This window comes from Yoonia sp. SWMV100 (genome assembly GCF_056108365.1).
This window is the reverse complement of the sequence record NZ_JBWBAQ010000006.1, coordinates 26,681-42,829: the sequence shown is the minus strand read 5'-3', so window position 1 is coordinate 42,829 and position 16,149 is coordinate 26,681. Positions and strand designations below refer to the sequence as shown.

Below are 16,149 nucleotides of genomic sequence, written 5' to 3'. Positions count from 1 at the left end.
CCGTCACGCTTGATCTTGGGGGTGACCCTGATATGACGCTGGCAAGCATGACGTTCACTTTTCGAAATAGGACATGACCACCTTGGATATCAACGCACTGCGCAAAGCACACCCCGACCACTGGAACAAAGCCGTGGCAATCCGCACATTAACATTGGATGCTGTTGCAGCCGCCAATTCAGGTCACTCAGGCATGCCGATGGGCATGGCTGACGTCGCCACCGTGCTTTATGAAAAACACCTTAACTTTGACCCAAAGGCACCCGCTTGGCCTGACCGCGACCGGTTCATTCTGTCGGCGGGCCACGGGTCGATGCTGCTTTACGCGCTGATGTACCTCACCGGCTACGAAGATATCACCCTGCAGCAAATCAAAGACTTCCGCCAATGGGGTGCCAAAACGGCCGGCCATCCCGAATATGGTCATGCCCGCGGGATTGAAACCACCACCGGCCCACTTGGCCAAGGCATCGCCAATTCGGTTGGTTTTGCCATCGCAGAAGAAATTCAGCGCGCCGCTTGGGGCAAAAAGATCGTGAACCACCACACCTACGTCATTGCAGGTGACGGTTGCCTGATGGAAGGCGTCAGCCAAGAGGCGATCGGCCTCGCGGGCATGCAGCAACTGGGACACCTGGTTGTGTTTTGGGACAACAACAACATCACGATCGACGGCAAGGTGGATATCGCCGACATCACCAACCAGCCGCAGCGGTTTGCAGCGTCGGGTTGGCATGTACAAGAAATCGACGGTCATGATCCGGTGGCGATTGACGCAGCGATCACAGCGGCCAAAGCAGACCCTCGCCCCTCTATGATTGCGTGCAAAACACACATCGCGCTTGGTCATGCGGCGCAAGACACTTCCAAAGGTCACGGCGCATTGACCAACGCCGAACAGCTTAAGGCCACAAAGGAACTTTACGGCGCGCCGATGGGCGATTTCGAAGTTGCAGAAGATACAAAAGCCGCCTGGGAAGCCATTGGCGCACGCGGTGTCCAGACACGCAAAGACTGGGAAACCCGTTTTGCGTCCTTGTCCGACACCAAACAGGCCGAATTCAATCGCGCCTATGCTGGTGAAGCCCCCAAGAAACTGGCTGCAACCATCCGCGCGTTGAAAAAGCAGATTTCAGAAGGTCTGCCAAAGGTCGCAACACGCAAGTCGTCGGAAATGACGCTTGAGGTCATCAACCCGATTATGACGGAAACGATTGGCGGCTCTGCTGATTTGACGGGGTCAAACAACACCCTGACCAAAGACATGGGCGTGTTTCACCCCGACAACCGCAAAGGTCGCTACATCTATTACGGCGTGCGCGAACATGGCATGGCGTCGGCGATGAACGGCATGGCACTGCATGGGGGCGCACGCCCTTACGGCGGTACATTCATGTGCTTCACAGACTATGCACGCGGGGCCATGCGCCTGTCGGCTTTGATGGGTATTCCCGTCACCTACGTGATGACCCATGACAGCATCGGTCTTGGCGAAGACGGCCCAACCCACCAGCCTGTCGAACATCTGGCGATGATGCGCGCAACGCCAAACACACATGTGTTCCGCCCCGCTGACACCGTCGAGACAGCCGAGGCGTGGGAACTGGCCCTGACATCCAGCAGCACGCCATCCGTGCTGTGCCTGTCGCGCCAGAACCTGCCGACTGTGCGTACCAAACACACTGCAAAAAACCTGACCGCGCAGGGCGGCTATGTTCTGGCCGAGGCCGAAGGCAAACGACAGGCCATTCTGATGGCGACCGGTTCTGAGGTTGAGGTGGCTTTGGCGGCGCGCGCGCTATTGCAAGACGCCGGGATTGGAACACGCGTTGTATCCATGCCATGCTGGGAACTGTTTGCAGCGCAAGACGAATCCTATCGCAAGCGCGTGTTGCCTGCTGGCCCTGTTCGGGTCGCGATCGAGGCTGGCGTCCGCTTTGGCTGGGATCAGTGGTTGCTCGGTGAACGCGGCAACCACAAAAAAGCTGGGTTTATCGGGATGCCCGGCTTTGGTGCCTCTGCCCCTGCTGAACGCCTGTTCGAAGAATTCGGGATCACGGCGCAAGATACGGCCGCATTGGTGAAATCGCTTCTTGCGTAAATAAAAAAGGTCGGCGGTATCCCCGCCGACCTTTTTCTTAAACCTATGGCGCGGGTTAGGCGTTCATCGCGTTGATCACGACGCTGAAATCCAATTCGTCCACGGCAACCATAGTCCAGTCCGCGAAGTACCGGTTGGTGATCGGTTTTTCGTCCAGTATCTTGATACCGCTATGACGATTGTCAGCTTCAATACGTTGCATCAACGCACTGACCTGTTCATCCGGCCCTTCAAGAACTTGACAAAAATTTCGTCCATTATAGGCAAGAGCACCCGAAATTTCGGTCTGCGCGTTGGCGTCGCTTGCTGCTTGAACAATGCGATCAACATCGTCCTGCGTCACGTCTGCACTCGCCGTGCTAAAGTAGAGAAGTCTTTTCATCGGAAACCTTTTTCTGCCAAAGCACAGTCATGCTTTGACAGAGACTTTTATTTTGTGTCAATTTTTCGTCAACACCAAAAGTTGTGGCCGCCGCCATAATCGGACTAATCGCGGCTAAACTTTTGTATAAGGGGCGACATGATCCTGGTCGCCACAGGGATCAGCAACATCCCGACAACCAAACCGAATATGCCATCCAGAATAGCCGTGACCGCCCACCGCACCGCACCGGACGCCGTCGTGACAGCCGCTGCTGCGATGTCTGCAAGGTGATGGATTTCTTCATACGGCCACGCCCAAATATGCGTCACCTCAAGCCCGTGCAATATGATCGAGCCACCGACCCACAGCATCGCGGTGGTCCCCACGACCGACAAAACCCACATCAACTTTGGCATGGCTTTCACCAAACCGCGTCCCAACGTGCGGCCAATCCCGGTTTTGCCATTCAATGCAAACCACAATCCCACGTCATCCATTTTCACGATCAGGGCAACGGCACCGTAAACCACAAGCGTAATCATGACGCCGACCGTGGCCAGCGTTGCTGCCTCCAGCCAAAAGTTCGCAGCCGGAATGGATGACAACGTGATCGTCATAATTTCAGCGGACAAGATGAAATCGGTCTTGATCGCCCCCTTCACGCGCGATTCCTCAAGGTGCATGGGGTCGCCGACGGTCATATCGGCCTCAACATGCGGGTCGCCATGCGGAAACAGCACGTGAAACACCTTTTCCGCACCTTCAAAGCAAAGATAGGCCCCACCAAACATCAGCAGATAGGTAATCAGCCATGGCGCAAAGGCATTCAGCAGCAACGCCAAAGGCAACAACAACACCAGTTTGTTGAACAGCGACCCCTTGGTAATTTTCCAGATGATCGGCAATTCGCGCTTTGCATCCAACCCCGCCACGTATTTCGGGGTCACGGCGGCGTCATCAATAATGATCCCGGCCGTCTTGCCGCCCGCTTGCGCGGCCATGCTTGCAACATCATCCACGCTGGTCGCCGCCACCTTGGTAATTGCCACCACGTCGTCCAGCAACGCCAGTAATCCGCTCATGTTTTGTCCTCTATTTCGATTCGTTGCCAATGTAGCGCACCCACACCTTAGGCCAACCCCGCAACGTTAGCGAAAACAGTTAGCGCAATCAGCCAAAGTTAACGCTAACATATTGAAATATATTAACATTTATACTTTTAAGCATCACGATGGTCCTCTATGCAAATTTCATGATCGCCAGATGGAGCCACGCAGATGACAGTCACAATCGGAATTAACGGGTTCGGCCGGATTGGCCGCTGCACATTGGCCCACATCACAGAAGCCGCGCGCAATGACGTTCAGGTGGTCAAAATCAACGCGACGGGTCCGATTGAAACCAACGCACACCTGCTAAAATACGACAGTGTGCACGGTCGCTTTGGTAGCCCCATAAAAATCAGTGGCACGACGATGGACCTAGGGCGCGGACCAATTGATGTCATGTCGACCTACGACCCGTCCGAGCTTGATTGGTCTGGTGTCGATGTCGTGTTGGAATGTACTGGCAAATTTAATGATGGCGATACCGCAGGTATTCACCTGACGCGTGGCGCAAAAAAGGTTCTGATTTCGGCCCCTGCGCAAAACGTGGACCGCACTGTGGTTTACGGCGTGAATCACCGGGATCTGCTGAACACCGAAAAGATGATCTCGAACGGATCATGTACAACCAACTGCCTTGCCCCGCTGGCCAAAGTGCTGAACGACGCGATCGGAATCGAACGTGGGATCATGACCACGATCCACAGTTATACGGGCGACCAGCCCACATTGGACCGCCGGCACAGCGATTTGTATCGCGCGCGCGCAGCCGCCATGGCGATGATTCCAACGTCCACCGGCGCGGCCAAAGCACTGGGTGAAGTTCTGCCAGAACTGGCAGGAAAACTGGACGGCACTGCGATACGGGTTCCGACCCCGAATGTCAGCGCGGTCGACTTGACCTTTGAAGCCGGAAAATCCGTCACGATCGCCGATGTAAACGCAATCGTTGCAGAGGCCGCCAGTGGATACATGGGCATGGTCATGGCCTATGACGCCGAAGCCAAGGTCAGCATCGACTTCAACCACACCACCCAATCTTGCATCTTTGCGCCAGACCAAACCAAAGTTGTCGGCGGTAAAACGGTGCGGGTACTGGCATGGTATGACAATGAATGGGGCTTTTCTGCACGCATGGCAGATGTGGCCGCGACGATGGGCCGACTTAACTAGTTAAATAGCGCGATATCTATCAGGACGTGCTTTGCCAGCAGCGCAAAGCACGTTAAACCATGTCTATGACAAACCGTATCGCGCTGATCCTTGCTATCATCATCATTGCCTTGATCGTCTGGGATCACTACTGGATGAGCGGGCGCATCTTTGCGTTTGTCGTGACCGAGCTTTTCCGCCTGATTGAATACATGGCATTCTGGCGTTGATGCCGATGACAGGTTGACCTTTTCGTATAAATCGCAATGTTAGCGCCAACATTGATCCTTTAGGAGAAGATACCATGGCCGTCAAAGTAGCCATCAACGGATTTGGTCGTATTGGCCGTAACGTGTTGCGCGCAATCATCGAAAGCGGACGCACCGACATCGAAGTGGTCGCAATCAACGATCTGGGCCCAGTGGAAACCAACGCGCACCTGTTGCGGTTTGATTCCGTGCACGGGCGGTTTCCGGGTACAGTGACAACGACGGAAACCACGATTGATGCGGGTCGTGGCCCGATCGAAGTCACAGCGATCCGCAACCCTGCCGACCTTCCTTGGGCTCATATCGACGTTGTGCTGGAATGCACTGGTATCTTCACCAGCAAAGACGCCTGCCAAGCGCACCTTGATAACGGATCAAGCCGCGTTCTGATCTCTGCGCCGGGGACCAACGCTGACAAAACCATCGTTTACGGCGTGAACCACAACACATTGACATCCGACGACATTATCGTGTCGAACGCGTCCTGTACCACAAACTGCTTGTCGCCCGTCGCCAAGGTTCTGAACGACGCAATCGGGATCACCAAAGGTTTTATGACGACGATCCACAGCTACACCGGCGACCAGCCGACGCTGGATACGATGCACAAAGACCTGTACCGCGCCCGCGCTGCGGCACTGTCGATGATCCCGACATCAACAGGCGCGGCAAAGGCCGTTGGTCTGGTTCTGCCAGAACTTAACGGCAAACTGGACGGCGTTGCGATCCGCGTGCCAACACCAAACGTATCAGTCGTTGACCTGACCTTTGAGGCAAGCCGTGCCACGACAGTTGAAGAAGTGAACGCAGCGATTATTGCCGCAGCAGATGGTCCGCTCAAAGGCATTTTGGGCTACACAGATCTGCCGTTGGTTAGCTCTGACTTTAACCACGATCCGCACTCTTCGGTATTCCACCTCGACCAAACCAAAGTCTTGGACGGCACCATGGTCCGTATCCTGACATGGTACGATAACGAATGGGGCTTCTCCAACCGGATGAGCGACACAGCGGTTGCGATGGGTAAACTTATCTAAGCGCGCTTAACCATTAATCATTCAAAAAGCCGGCCCCTTGGGTCGGCTTTTTGTATGCGGCATTTGATTATCGCCATGACGATCTACAGCACGTCACCTACCCCACGACCCTCGCAAATTGGCATCAGCCTGCGGCGTATGGGCCACATAGATGCTCGTGGGCGTTGCAGCCTGGCAAGCACGATCACCAACATCACGATGCAGCTGTGATAACACCGCGCACCGGGCGCATAAAATCCATGATCAACGGACAGGTTGCAGATCTAAACACGCCCGACGTCATGCAGGTGCCAAGGTTCACCCGCCGAAACGTGCCTTAAGCGCCGCGTTCACCGACGGTGTCACAAATTTGGAAACATCCCCACCAAGCCGGGCGATTTCCTTGACCAGCTTTGATGCAATCGCCTGATTTTTGGCGTCAGCCATCAAAAACACCGTCTCGATCGTATTGTCCATTGATCGGTTCATGCCAACCATCTGAAATTCATATTCAAAATCAGCGACGGCGCGCAGCCCGCGAATGATAACCCCGGCACCGACATCACGGGCGCAGCTAATCAAAAGATTTTCAAACGGGTGTACCACCACCTCGCACCCACGCTCTTTGCCCAGGGGCACGCACTCGGCTTCGACCATCGCGACACGTTCGTCCAAACTGAACAACGGTCCCTTATCGCGATTAATGGCAACGCCGATCACCAAACGGTCCACCAACGAACAGGCACGTCTGATAATATCGATATGTCCATGCGTAACCGGATCAAACGTTCCGGGGTAAAGTCCTACACGCATGGCGCACCTCATTCATTGCAATTGCTGCGCGCACGCAACAATATTGCGGGCAGGATTGCAAGAGGCCTAATGCCCCATAATCATCCCTTGCAAAGCGTCTTTTTCCATCGACAGCTCTGCAAGACGGGCTTTGACGACGTCACCAATGGAAATAAGCCCGATCATTTTGCCGTCGGCCATGACCGGCAGGTGCCGGAAACGACCCGACGTCATCATTTCAAGCACAGCATCGGCACTATCGTCGGGGGTGCAGGTCACCAGTTTCGCGGTCATCATGTCGGCCACCGTATCCGACAGACAGGTTGCGCCCCGTCGGCCCATTTCCCGCACGATGTCGCGCTCTGACAAGATACCATCAAGCGACGTACCGTCGGCAGATACAACCACTGTCCCAATCCGTTTCTCGGACAAAAGACTGACGGCAGAAAACACCGGATCGCTTGGTTTCACAGAAATAATGTCTGTATTGTCTTTTGATTTCAGGATTTGGGAAACAATCATCAGCGGCTCCTTGAGCGTAAGTGAGGTCTTTAGCCTGTCAAACAGCGGGGGCATCTGTCAAGCGCGCGATCTGTTCCAGCCGCGCTATTTCGTCCTGAAGCCCCTTGATTACCAAACGCGCCACCCTGTTCAAACGGTCCGACTGACGGTCTGACGTGTGGCGCACCAAATAAAACGATCTGTTCAAGGACAGTTGATCGGTCAAAACACACCGCAACTCGGGCGCGAACGGGACAGCAAAATCGTGAACAATACCGATCCCCGCATGGCGGATCATCTGCAACTGTACCGCCGCCGAATTCGACGCCAGTTGAACGCCTTTCATCCCAAGATCAGCCAGATAATCCAACTCTTTGTCAAAAATCATATCGGGAATATACCCGACAATCGGCGTCCCGCTTAAGTCGTTTATCGACGTTGGCGGGGGACAGTCACGGCGTGTCGCGAGATGTAATTTGTAGTCCGATATTTTTTGCACCGTAAGGCGCCCCGCTGCCGGCGCACTCACCGTCACTGCCATATCGGCCTCGCGACGTGACAGGTTGACAACGCGCGGTAATGCCAGAATTTGAATCTCAAGGTTGGGGTTCTGCGCCTGAATTGCAGCGCAAACTTGCGGTAACAAAAAATTCGCGGCACCGTCCGGCGCACCAATCCGAATCTGGCCCGTCAGGGATGTGGATGCACCCTGCCCTTCTTCGCGCGCCATGACCAGATGGGTCTCTGCCTCTACTGCGCGGTTACGCATCCTCTCTCCCAGATCAGTCAGCGCGTATCCCAGAGGCGATTTTACAAACAGCGTCGCGCCAAGTGATCGCTCAAGCCTCGCCACGCGACGCCCGACCGTTGCGGGGTCCATTTTCAGAACGGGTGCTGCTCCTGAAAGGCTTTCTGCCCGCGCGACAGCCAAAAACACCCGCATGTCGTCCCAGTTATCCATCTCATACCCACATTTTTGCAAAATCATTTTGGATAATTGACGCTTTTACAGACAAAAATGCAATTCTATAGTGATCGCAACCAATGGAGAACGTCATGCAAGAACTTACCCACTATATCAACGGCACCCACGTCAAAGGGACATCCGGACGCTTTGCCGATGTGTTCAACCCGGCAACCGGCGAAGTGCAGGCCAAAGTCCCGCTGGCTAGTGCTGAAGAAATGGCGCAAGCGGTTGAGGTTGCGGCAAAAGCGCAGATCGCCTGGGCCGCAGTGAACCCACAACGCCGCGCGCGGGTCATGATGAAATTCGTCGACCTGCTGAACCGCGACATGGACAAATTAGCCGAAGCGCTGTCGCGCGAACACGGCAAGACAATGCCTGACGCCGCAGGCGACGTGCAACGCGGCCTTGAAGTCGTCGAATACTGTATTGGCGCACCGCAACTGTTAAAGGGTGAGTTCACCGATGGCGCGGGCCCTGGTATCGATATGTACTCAATGAAACAGCCGCTCGGCGTCAGCGCCGGGATCACTCCCTTCAACTTTCCAGCCATGATCCCGATGTGGATGTTTGCGCCCGCGATTGCTTGCGGTAACGCATTTATCCTGAAACCATCCGAGCGTGATCCATCGGTCCCATTGATGCTGGCCGAACTGATGGAGGAAGCAGGCCTGCCAAAAGGCATTTTGCAGGTGGTCAACGGCGACAAAGTGGCAGTTGACGCAATTCTGGATCACCCTGTCATCCAATCCGTCGGCTTTGTCGGGTCGACGCCGATTGCCGAATATATCTATGGGCGCGGTTGTTCGATGGGCAAGCGGGTGCAGTGTTTTGGCGGCGCAAAAAACCACATGATCATCATGCCGGACGCTGACATGGACCAAGCAGCGGATGCGCTGATCGGGGCCGGTTACGGGGCCGCAGGCGAACGCTGTATGGCCATTTCTGTTGCTGTGCCCGTTGGCGAAGAAACTGCCGACCGCCTGATTGCGAAACTGGTGCCACGGATCGAAAAACTAAAGGTCGGACCATATACAGGCGGCAAAGACGTTGATTACGGCCCTGTTGTGACCGCAGCCGCCAAAGCCAACATTCTGAAACTCATTGAATCCGGTATCAGCCAAGGCGCAGATTTGGTTGTCGACGGACGCGGCTTCAGTCTTCAAGGATATGAAGATGGTTTTTTTGTCGGTCCTCACCTGTTTGACCGGGTGACCAAAGACATGGACATCTACCAAAAAGAGATTTTTGGCCCTGTGCTGTCTGTTGTGCGCGCACAAACCTACGAAGAGGCGATCGGCCTTGCAATGGACCATGAATACGGGAATGGCACCGCGATCTTTACCCGCGACGGCGACGCCGCCCGTGATTTTGCCAGCCGGATCAATGTCGGCATGGTTGGGATCAATGTGCCAATTCCTGTTCCACTCGCCTACCACACCTTTGGTGGCTGGAAAAAATCTGTCTTTGGTGACTTGAACCAGCACGGACCGGATGCGTTCAAATTTTATACACGGACAAAGACAGTCACATCGCGCTGGCCATCGGGAATCAAAGAAGGTGGTGAATTCAACTTTAAGCCGATGGACTAACTACGCGTCTAAATACTTTTTGATGTAGTGTACAACTGGGGCGATCATTTCGGCATCGTCCCAGTATGACCCATGTGAAAGCGGGTCCCAGCCGTCCGTTTCGGGCGCGCCCAAATGCACCGGGACGTCCCGCAGATTTCGGTCTTTTACCATCGCCGCGTAGCTTGGCGCAGATGGTCCCATCGGATAGGCGAGGATATCTTGTTTGTCGTAGAAATTCTGCCACCAAGTTCTGATTTTTTTTGCCTCTGGCAAAGCAGACCCCGGAAAATCGATGGGAACGATGTCATCCATCGGGTGAGCAAATAAGAATACTGGAATATTGCATCCAAAACTCATTAACCCTGCGACGGTTTCCATGTTTTGCAAAGGTGACGCGAAACGTCCGGCACCGGCTCGCCGTTTAAAATTTTGCAGGTCGTAGATGTAATTGGAAACAATATGCGCACCAAGAGAATGCGCCAATATCAAAATGGGTCCGTCGGGGCCGATCTCGGTTTCGATGTCGCGCACTGCCATTTCAACGCGACTGTGGATCTGTTCATAAATGGCAGCCGAACCATCAGCGGTTTTTCGATATGCCGCTGAATCTGACATCGCCGAGAGGATAAATGCGCGCGCGGCATCTGCACCGGTCTTGTTTTTAATCATCTCCAAATAGGCGCGTTGGCGATTTTGCAGAATATCGGCCCAGTGAACCTCGCGCCAAGCGACATCATCGGCGTTGTCCCCCAATTTTCGCAACACCCTGCGCGCCATCGCCCCTGAAAAGCTTTGGACACCGCGCGTCGCAGGCCTGTCCCCCGATTGGCCGCCAACGCCGTGAATAACAATCACACCAAGTTTTTGTTTCGCCACTGCAAAATCCTTCAACTATCGTCGTTGGTTATGCATCAACGAAGATAATCAATTGCTAACGCCAAACATAAAATATTTGCAGGGCCCTGAACGGCGCGCACCTGCCCCATTGATCGGTTACTCTGCCGCGACCTGCTTTGGTTTCGGTTTCAACATATCTTTCAGATAGCGGCCAGTATGGCTTTCGGAGACTTTCGCGATCTGTTCAGGCGTGCCCGTTGCCACAACACGGCCACCGCCATCGCCACCTTCGGGGCCGATATCGATCACATGGTCAGCGGTTTTCACAACGTCCAGATTGTGTTCAATCACCACCACCGAATTGCCCTGATCAACCAATTCATGCAGCACTTCAAGCAGCTTGCGCACGTCCTCAAAATGCAGACCTGTCGTCGGTTCATCCAATATATACAGTGTGCGTCCGGTCGATTGCCGCGCCAGTTCTTTGGACAACTTGACGCGCTGCGCTTCGCCGCCGGACAGTGTTGTCGCCTGTTGCCCGACCTTGATATAACCCAGACCAACGCGCACCAAGGCATCCATTTTTGACCGGATCGACGGTACGGCAGTGAAGAAACTTTGCGCCTCTTCTACAGTCATTTCAAGCACATCCGAGATGGACTTGCCCTTAAATTTGATCTCGAGCGTCTCGCGGTTATAGCGTGCGCCTTTGCAGGTTTCGCAGGTGACATAAACGTCCGGTAGGAAGTTCATTTCAATCTTCAGCACGCCATCGCCCTGACAGGCCTCGCAACGGCCACCCTTGACGTTAAAGCTAAAGCGGCCCGATTTATAGCCGCGCGCCTTCGCCTCTGGCAGGCCTGCGAACCAGTCACGGATCGGGGTGAACGCGCCGGTATAGGTGGCCGGGTTCGACCTTGGCGTGCGGCCGATCGCACGCTGGTCAATGTCGATGACCTTGTCCAGATGTTCGAACCCTTTGATGGTTTCACAAGGCGCCGGAACTTGGCGCGCGCCGTTCAGCTTTTGCGATGCGTTTTTGAACAACGTCTCGATGGTCAGCGTCGATTTCCCGCCGCCTGACACCCCTGTCACGCAGACAAACTGCCCCAGCGGGAACTCAACAGTCACATTTTGCAGGTTGTTCCCCGTCGCCTTCACCACCGTCAGCTTTTTTCCTTTGCCTTTACGCCGTGACGCAGGCACCGGAATTTGGCGGCTGCCCGTCAGATATTGCCCTGTCAAAGACGCGGCATTCGCCATAATTTCAGCCGGTGTGCCTTTGGCGACGACGTTGCCGCCGTGAATCCCCGCCCCCGGACCAATATCAAACACATAATCCGCCTCGCGGATTGCGTCTTCGTCGTGTTCAACAACAATGACGGTGTTACCTTGGTCACGTAGGTTTTTCAGCGTGGTCAGCAGCCTGTCATTATCGCGCTGGTGCAGCCCGATCGACGGCTCGTCCAGCACATAAAGAACGCCCTGCAATCCCGACCCGATCTGCGATGCCAACCTGATACGCTGGCTTTCGCCGCCCGACAGCGTGCCGGAATTACGCGCCAGCGTCAGATAATCCAAACCGACGTTATTGAGAAACCCAAGCCGTTCACGGATTTCTTTCAAGATTGCTTTGGCGATTTCATTCTTTTGAACGGTCAGGGTGTCCGGCACCCCGACGCACCAATCAAACGCTTCCTTGATCGACATTTGAACGACCTGCCCCGCATGCAGGCCACCGATTTTCACCGCTAATGCCTCGGCGCGCAGACGGTACCCGCCGCACGTCCCACAAGGCCGGTTATTCTGATAACGTTCAAATTTCTCGCGCATAAAGTCGCTGTCGGTCTGACGATAGCGGCGTTCGATATTAGGGATCACACCCTCGTAAGGGCGTTCGACGTTATACACCCGTCCGCCTTCGTCGAACCGGAACATGATCTCTTCTTTTCCGGACCCGCGCAGCAACACCTGTTGCACTTTTTGGGGTAGATCCTTCCAGCGGGCATTTTTGTCAAACCCGTAGTGTTTGGCAATCGCGCCAAGCGCCTGTTTATAAAACGGGGTGCCGCCTTCGGGCCAATGCGTCGCGGCCAGCTCCATGAGTTTCAGCGTGACATCAGGCACGACAAGTTGCTCGTCAAAAAACAGCTCTACGCCCAACCCGTCACAGCTTGGGCAGGCCCCGAATGGCGCGTTAAATGAAAACAGCCGCGGTTCGATCTCGGGGATTGTGAACCCCGACACCGGACAGGCAAAGTTTTCCGAAAAAGTCACGCGCTCGGGTTCGCCTTCGGACGGCGCGGTTTCCAGCACACAAATCCCGTCGGCCAGATCAAGAGCCGTCCGGAAACTATCAGCCAGCCGCGTTTCAAGACCTTCGCGCACGACAATCCGGTCGACAACCACATCGATGTTATGGCGCAGTTTCTTGTCCAATGTCGGCGGCTCGTCCAATTCATGAAATTGCCCGTCCACTTTGACACGCTGGAACCCCTGCTTGCGCAGGTCCAGAAATTCCTTGCGGTATTCGCCCTTGCGGTCCCGGATCATCGGCGCCAACAGGTAACCGCGCGTCCCATCAGGCATCGCCATGACACGGTCCACCATGTCCTGAACCTGTTGCGCTTCGATCGGCAGTCCGGTCGCCGGGCTAAAGGGTGTGCCCGCGCGCGCAAACAGCAAACGAAGGTAATCGTAAATTTCGGTGATTGTCCCGACAGTCGAACGCGGGTTTTTTGAGGTCGTCTTTTGTTCAATCGAAATTGCCGGGGAAAGACCGCTGATGTGATCGACATCCGGCTTTTCCATCATATCCAAAAACTGCCGCGCATACGCTGACAGGCTTTCGACATACCGCCGCTGCCCTTCGGCATAGATCGTGTCAAATGCCAGCGACGATTTGCCTGACCCGGACAAGCCCGTGATGACAACAAGCTGATCACGCGGAATATCAACGTCGATATTCTTGAGGTTATGTTCGCGCGCGCCGCGTACTTCGATAAACTTTAGCTCTGCCATGGGGCCCTCGGGAAAGATTAATTAACAAATAGGTGACCAACGCAAACTATCCAACCATAAAATGAGAACTTAATATGAACATTTTCATTTTACGCCACTTTCGCATGGCGTTCGTGCGATAGCAGCGACGCCTATCGTTAATTTGCAGCGCCGATCCGCACCGCCCCCCGATCGCGCCTGCAATCGGAATGCGGGCGGTCGTCGTGATCGATCAACAAAATCATGCACATAAAAAGACCGCGCCCGGTGAAAGGGCGCGGCCTTTTGTTACGCTATTTCCCGTATCAGATATGGATCGCGCGGCCATATGCAGCCAGCACGCTTTCGTGCATCATTTCTGACAATGTCGGGTGCGGGAAGACGGTATTCATCAAATCTTCCTCGGTGGTCTCAAGCTGACGACCGATCACGTATCCCTGGATCAGCTCTGTCACTTCGGCACCAACCATATGCGCGCCCAGCAATTCGCCAGTCTTGGCATCAAAAACCGTTTTGACCATACCTTCCGGTTCGCCCAACGCCACTGCTTTCCCGTTGCCGATGAATGGGAATTTGCCAACCTTTACGTCGTATCCCAGTTCTTTGGCCTTGGCTTCGGTATATCCAACCGATGCGACCTGCGGGTGACAATAGGTGCAACCTGCAATGCTTTCGGGTTTGACCGGATGCGGGTGTTTACCAGCGATCAGGTCGGCCACCATGACACCTTCGTGCGATGCTTTATGCGCCAACCAAGGCGCACCCGCGATGTCACCGATGGCAAACAGGCCTTCGATTCCGGTGCGGCAATATTCATCGGTAACCACATGGGTGCGGTCGATGTTTACGCCCAGTGCCTCCAGCCCCAAATCTTCGACGTTACCGACGATACCAACGGCGCTGATCACGGTATCGAACTCTTCTTTGATGACCTTTCCGCCGGTCTCGATATGGGCCGTGACCTTGTCTTTGGCGCGGTCCAACTGTTTGACCACGGATTTCTCCATGATCTTCATGCCTTGCTTTTCAAACTGCTTTTTCGCAAAGGCGCTGATCTCGGCATCCTCGACGGGAAGCACGCGATCCATCACTTCGACAACCGTCGTATCCGCGCCGAGTGTGTTGTAAAAGCTTGCAAATTCAATACCGATGGCACCGGAACCGATGACCAGCAACTTCTTAGGTTGATGCGGCGGGACAAGCGCGTGACGGTAAGACCAAACACGGTCGCCGTCTGCCTCTAGGCCTGGCAAATTGCGCGCACGGGCCCCTGTGGCCAGAATGATATTCTTGGCGGTCAGTTCTTCGGTTCCGGCCTCAGTCTTCACTGACACCTTCCCTTTGGCGGGGATCATTGCCGTGCCCATGATCACGGTAACCTTGTTCTTCTTCAACAAGTGCTTGACGCCGCCTTCCATCTGCTTGGCCACGCCACGTGACCGTTTCACAACCGCGTCCAGATTATAGCCGATGCCACTGGCGGACAGCCCGAATTCCTTTGCACGGTGCATCAAATGAAACACTTCGGAGGACCGCAGCAGCGCCTTTGTCGGGATACAGCCCCAGTTCAAACAAATCCCGCCCAGATTTTCGCGCTCAATTACTGCAACACGCAAACCTAGTTGTGCGCCACGGATCGCGGCGACATAGCCGCCCGGACCTGCCCCAATTACGATCATGTCAAAGTTGTTTGCAGCCATCTGCTGACCCTCCAAATCAAAAATTAGTTCAACACTAAACCACTTTTAAAGAGATCACCAGATAGCCCAGTGCAAGGCCGTTATTCACGTAGCAGACTTTTCGCGCACCGCACGTATCGCAGCACTGTAGCCGCCTGCGTCCAGAAACGCCTGTTCGGCGGGTGTTGTTTTGCGATCCAGCGCTGCGTTGCGGTAAGGAAAGCGCCCAAACTCACGGATCACCGCGCGATGGGCACAGGCATGGTCCAAATTGTCTGCGCCATTATCCGGCATCCGCGCATGAAACAGCCGGACAGCGCGGTCCTGATCGCTCAATCCTTCAGAATGCATAAGAGGCAGATAGAAAAATTGTCGTGCCGGGGCGGCAATCTTCAGGTCCCAGTCGCGATCAATCGCCATTTTTGCCGCAGCGCGCGCAATGGCGTCCGTGGCAAATGACCTGCCATCGCCACGAAACATGTTGCGCGGAAACTGGTCGGTCAGAATGATATAGGCCAGCGCGCCCGACGGATAGGTCAGCCAAAGCCCATAGGCACCTGCTGTGGCCTCCTCCCAACCGGTTAAAAATCTGTCCCGGATTCGCGCGTCAAGATCGGGATCGGACTTGTACCAATCGGCGGGTGTGCATTCATCCAGCCAAAAGGCCAAGACGTCTTCTGGGGTCGTCATCGTGCTGCTCCTGCGATTGACGTTGTTCGTGCAACCGAACCAGACCCGCTCTATGCAAGCAAGGTGCCACATAATTTCACAGCAATAACCCGCGCAATGTTGCT

General features: G+C 54.8%; 14 protein-coding genes. 5 read left to right on the top strand and 9 right to left on the bottom strand.

Annotated features, from left to right (window positions below; all coding sequences use genetic code 11):
• Positions 1–82: 82 nt before the first annotated feature.
• Positions 83–2,101, top strand: a complete 2,019-nt coding sequence (gene tkt / locus ACXJGX_RS13480) for a transketolase (protein ID WP_474782881.1) — start codon at positions 83–85, stop codon at positions 2,099–2,101.
• A 55-nt stretch (positions 2,102–2,156) separates the two neighbouring features.
• On the opposite strand, the gene ACXJGX_RS13475 is transcribed toward tkt, so the two are convergent.
• Together ACXJGX_RS13475 and ACXJGX_RS13470 are read right to left on the bottom strand one after the other, a co-directional pair.
• Positions 2,157–2,483, bottom strand: coding sequence for a BLUF domain-containing protein (locus ACXJGX_RS13475; protein WP_474782536.1), 327 nt, complete (start codon positions 2,481–2,483; stop codon positions 2,157–2,159).
• Positions 2,484–2,587: 104 nt separating this feature from the next.
• Positions 2,588–3,547, bottom strand: a complete 960-nt coding sequence (locus ACXJGX_RS13470) for a DUF808 domain-containing protein (RefSeq protein WP_474782535.1) — start codon at positions 3,545–3,547, stop codon at positions 2,588–2,590.
• Positions 3,548–3,742: 195 nt separating this feature from the next.
• On the opposite strand from ACXJGX_RS13470, the gene gap (ACXJGX_RS13465) reads away from it, so the two are divergent.
• The 3 genes from gap (ACXJGX_RS13465) to gap (ACXJGX_RS13455) all read left to right on the top strand — a co-directional run bounded on the left by gap (ACXJGX_RS13465) (position 3,743) and on the right by gap (ACXJGX_RS13455) (position 6,029).
• Complete coding sequence (gene gap, locus ACXJGX_RS13465) at positions 3,743–4,744, top strand: type I glyceraldehyde-3-phosphate dehydrogenase (RefSeq protein ID WP_474782533.1); 1,002 nt, start codon at positions 3,743–3,745, stop codon at positions 4,742–4,744.
• A 59-nt stretch (positions 4,745–4,803) separates the two neighbouring features.
• Entirely contained in the window at positions 4,804–4,953 is a 150-nt protein-coding gene (locus ACXJGX_RS13460; protein WP_474782531.1) for a hypothetical protein, read from the top strand.
• 74 nt (positions 4,954–5,027) lie between these two features.
• Entirely contained in the window at positions 5,028–6,029 is a 1,002-nt protein-coding gene (gap, locus tag ACXJGX_RS13455; protein ID WP_474782529.1) for a type I glyceraldehyde-3-phosphate dehydrogenase, read from the top strand.
• A gap of 297 nt (positions 6,030–6,326) precedes the next feature.
• Here the strand turns inward: gap (ACXJGX_RS13455) and coaD are convergent, their stop codons facing one another.
• The 3 genes from coaD to ACXJGX_RS13440 all read right to left on the bottom strand — a co-directional run bounded on the left by coaD (position 6,327) and on the right by ACXJGX_RS13440 (position 8,262).
• A complete protein-coding gene (coaD, locus tag ACXJGX_RS13450; RefSeq protein WP_474782527.1) occupies positions 6,327–6,821 on the bottom strand; it encodes a pantetheine-phosphate adenylyltransferase in 495 nt (164 codons plus the stop codon).
• 66 nt (positions 6,822–6,887) lie between these two features.
• Complete coding sequence (locus ACXJGX_RS13445; RefSeq protein WP_474782525.1) at positions 6,888–7,322, bottom strand: CBS domain-containing protein; 435 nt, start codon at positions 7,320–7,322, stop codon at positions 6,888–6,890.
• A gap of 37 nt (positions 7,323–7,359) precedes the next feature.
• A complete protein-coding gene (locus ACXJGX_RS13440; protein WP_474782523.1) occupies positions 7,360–8,262 on the bottom strand; it encodes a LysR family transcriptional regulator in 903 nt (300 codons plus the stop codon).
• A 95-nt stretch (positions 8,263–8,357) separates the two neighbouring features.
• On the opposite strand from ACXJGX_RS13440, the gene ACXJGX_RS13435 reads away from it, so the two are divergent.
• Positions 8,358–9,857 (top strand): CoA-acylating methylmalonate-semialdehyde dehydrogenase, encoded by a 1,500-nt coding sequence (locus ACXJGX_RS13435; RefSeq protein WP_474782521.1) that lies wholly within the window; start codon positions 8,358–8,360, stop codon positions 9,855–9,857.
• Here the strand turns inward: ACXJGX_RS13435 and ACXJGX_RS13430 are convergent, their stop codons facing one another.
• From ACXJGX_RS13430 to ACXJGX_RS13415, 4 genes are all read right to left on the bottom strand, one after another.
• Positions 9,858–10,715 (bottom strand): hypothetical protein, encoded by an 858-nt coding sequence (locus tag ACXJGX_RS13430; RefSeq protein ID WP_474782519.1) that lies wholly within the window; start codon positions 10,713–10,715, stop codon positions 9,858–9,860.
• A gap of 117 nt (positions 10,716–10,832) precedes the next feature.
• Positions 10,833–13,697 carry an excinuclease ABC subunit UvrA gene (uvrA, locus tag ACXJGX_RS13425; protein WP_474782517.1) on the bottom strand — a complete coding sequence of 955 codons (2,865 nt, stop codon included), beginning with the start codon at positions 13,695–13,697 and terminating at the stop codon, positions 10,833–10,835.
• A gap of 284 nt (positions 13,698–13,981) precedes the next feature.
• Positions 13,982–15,376 (bottom strand): dihydrolipoyl dehydrogenase, encoded by a 1,395-nt coding sequence (gene lpdA, locus ACXJGX_RS13420; RefSeq protein WP_474782515.1) that lies wholly within the window; start codon positions 15,374–15,376, stop codon positions 13,982–13,984.
• A gap of 84 nt (positions 15,377–15,460) precedes the next feature.
• Positions 15,461–16,045, bottom strand: a complete 585-nt coding sequence (locus ACXJGX_RS13415; RefSeq protein WP_474782513.1) for a DUF924 family protein — start codon at positions 16,043–16,045, stop codon at positions 15,461–15,463.
• Positions 16,046–16,149 lie beyond the last annotated feature (104 nt).

Bases quoted from the DNA above. Each gene is read 5' to 3' on its own strand.
- ACXJGX_RS13475 (WP_474782536.1), bottom strand. From the start codon at position 2,483: ATGAAAAGACTTCTCTACTTTAGCACGGCGAGTGCAGACGTGACGCAG.
- ACXJGX_RS13470 (WP_474782535.1), bottom strand. From the start codon at position 3,547: ATGAGCGGATTACTGGCGTTGCTGGACGACGTGGTGGCAATTACCAAG.
- gap (WP_474782533.1), top strand. From the start codon at position 3,743: ATGACAGTCACAATCGGAATTAACGGGTTCGGCCGGATTGGCCGCTGC.
- ACXJGX_RS13460 (WP_474782531.1), top strand. From the start codon at position 4,804: ATGTCTATGACAAACCGTATCGCGCTGATCCTTGCTATCATCATCATT.
- gap (WP_474782529.1), top strand. From the start codon at position 5,028: ATGGCCGTCAAAGTAGCCATCAACGGATTTGGTCGTATTGGCCGTAAC.
- coaD (WP_474782527.1), bottom strand. From the start codon at position 6,821: ATGCGTGTAGGACTTTACCCCGGAACGTTTGATCCGGTTACGCATGGA.
- ACXJGX_RS13445 (WP_474782525.1), bottom strand. From the start codon at position 7,322: ATGATTGTTTCCCAAATCCTGAAATCAAAAGACAATACAGACATTATT.
- ACXJGX_RS13440 (WP_474782523.1), bottom strand. From the start codon at position 8,262: ATGGATAACTGGGACGACATGCGGGTGTTTTTGGCTGTCGCGCGGGCA.
- ACXJGX_RS13435 (WP_474782521.1), top strand. From the start codon at position 8,358: ATGCAAGAACTTACCCACTATATCAACGGCACCCACGTCAAAGGGACA.
- uvrA (WP_474782517.1), bottom strand. From the start codon at position 13,697: ATGGCAGAGCTAAAGTTTATCGAAGTACGCGGCGCGCGCGAACATAAC.
- lpdA (WP_474782515.1), bottom strand. From the start codon at position 15,376: ATGGCTGCAAACAACTTTGACATGATCGTAATTGGGGCAGGTCCGGGC.
- ACXJGX_RS13415 (WP_474782513.1), bottom strand. From the start codon at position 16,045: ATGACGACCCCAGAAGACGTCTTGGCCTTTTGGCTGGATGAATGCACA.